Below are 2061 nucleotides of genomic sequence, written 5' to 3' on the forward strand. Positions count from 1 at the left end.
CCCCTCGCGGCGCCCGACGAGCGCGACGTCGTGGCCGGCCGCGGCGAACGCCCGGGCGGAGGCCAGGCCGAGGCCCGGCCCGGCCCCCACGACGACGGCGACGGGACGGGTGCTGCTCATGGCAGGGAGCATGCCGCCGCGGGCGGGCCGGGGGAAGGGCCGGCCTCCGGTGCGCGGCGGCGGTGCAGGAGGGGCGAGGATCGGGGCATGAGGAGCAGCGACGGCAGCCAGGCACCGTCGTCGACCGGACCGGGCCTCGCTCCGCCGGCCGCGGCCCCGGGCCCGGCGTGGTCGCCGACCCGCGCGGCGGTCCTGCTCGGGATCCTCTGGGGCCTGGCCTCGATGGGGACCTCGGCGACCAGCGTGGTCGTCGGCCCGCTCGCCGAGGACCTGGGCCTGGGCACGTCGGGCGCCGCGTGGGTGCTCACGGCCTTCGCGCTGGCGTTCGCGGCCTCCACGGCGGTGTTCGGCCGGGTCGCCGACGCGGTCGGCCCCCGCACCCCGTTCCTCGTCGGCGGCGCGATGCTCGCGGTCGGCGCCTCCGTGTCCGCCGCCGCGCCCGACTTCACCGTGCTCGTCCTCGGCCGGCTCCTGCAGGGCCTGGGCGCGGGCGCGGTGCCGGTGCTCACCACGACGGTGCTGTCGGCCCGGTACACCGGCCACGACCGGGCGGTGGCGCTCGGGCGCACCAACTCCGTCGTCCTCGTCCTCACCTCCGCGGGGCCGCTGGTGGGCGGCGCGCTGGGGGTGCTCGTCGGCTGGCGCGGTCCGTTCCTGCTGCCGCTGCTCGTCCTGCTCCTGCTGCCGCTGGCCGCCCGCCTGGCCCCCGCGCACGGCACCGGTGGCCGCTTCGACGTCGTGGGCGCCGCGCTGGTGGCCCTCACCGCCGCCGACCTGCTCGGGCTCGTGCAGACCGTCGGCGACCCCGGACCGGTCACCGTGGTCACAGGCGCGCTCGCCCTGCCCCTGCTCCTCGCCACGGTGCTGTGGGTCCGCCGCCACCCCCACGGCTTCGTGCCGGCCGAGGTGGTCCGCGAGCAGGCGGTCGTCCGGGCCGGCGTCGCCGGGGCGGGCATGCCGGTCGTCTACTTCGCCGGGCTCGTCGCCGTGCCGCTGCAGCTCGCGCAGCGGGGCTGGGACCCGTTCGAGAACGGGCTGCTCCTGCTGCCGGGCGCGCTGGTCGGGGCCGCCGTGTCGTTCAGCTCCGCGAAGGTCCTCGCGCGGCTCGGGCGCCGCGGGACGGCGGTGCTCGGGCTGTCGCTGTCGGCGGTCGGCGCGCTGGTGTCCGCCGGGGTCGTCCTGTCGCCGTGGCTGGCGGGCGTCGGCTTCATCGGGCTCAGCACCGGCTATGCCCTGGCGCAGCCCGCCCTGGTCGGCACGGTGGCCGCGGCGGTGCCGGACCGGCTGCGCGGAGCCGCGCTCGGGCTGTTCACCCTGACGTTCTTCGTCGGCGCCGGGCTGGGGTCCGCCGTGGTGGGCGGCCTGGGCGACGTGCTCGGCCTGTCCGGGGCGCTGGCCGTGGCCGTCGTCGCACCGCTCGTGGGCGTCGTCGTGCTGCTGACCGCGAGGCGGTCAGCCGCCTGGGGCGGCCGCGCGGGCGACGCGTAGCCCCCACGCCACCAGGGGCGCCTGCAGCGGGAGCCGGGCCACCGCGGTGGCGACCCACGGCCAGCGCCGGTGCCGCCACAGCCAGACCATCCAGACGTTGGCGGGGAATACCGCGACGAAGAGACCGGCCGCGGCCAGCCCGCCGGCCCGCCGGGTCTCGGGACGGGCGAGCAGCAGCGCGACGACCAGCTCCGCGACGCCGCTGGCCACGGTCCAGAACCGGCGCGACGGCGGCAGCCAGCCCGGCACGATCGAGTCGAACGGCGCGGGACGGACCAGGTGGCCGACCCCGGACACGAGCAGGACGCCGGCCAGGGCACGGTGCTCCGCGGGCCCGGCGGGCGGGACCGCGGGCAGCGTCAGGCTGGGTCGCCCGGCGCGCACGACCCGGCCGACCCGCTCCGCGCGACCGGCCGGGCGCCTCACAGCGAGCGGTCGCGCGGGCCCACCGGG

The 2061-nt window shown here is 79.3% G+C and carries 2 protein-coding genes; one reads left to right on the forward strand and one right to left on the reverse strand.

The genetic code is table 11. From position 1 onward, the window contains the following. The first annotated feature begins 207 nt into the window (after positions 1-207). Positions 208-1608: an MFS transporter gene (locus tag WCS02_RS19895; RefSeq protein WP_340296024.1), complete on the forward strand. Its 1401-nt coding sequence runs from the start codon at positions 208-210 to the stop codon at positions 1606-1608. Here the strand turns inward: WCS02_RS19895 and WCS02_RS19900 are convergent. Beyond that, on the reverse strand, positions 1573-2061 hold a 489-nt coding region (locus WCS02_RS19900; RefSeq protein ID WP_340296026.1), incomplete at its 5' end, for a DoxX family protein. The genes WCS02_RS19895 and WCS02_RS19900 overlap by 36 nt on opposite strands.

Source organism: Aquipuribacter hungaricus (assembly GCF_037860755.1).
GTDB classification, from domain to species: Bacteria; Actinomycetota; Actinomycetes; order Actinomycetales; family JBBAYJ01; genus Aquipuribacter; species Aquipuribacter hungaricus.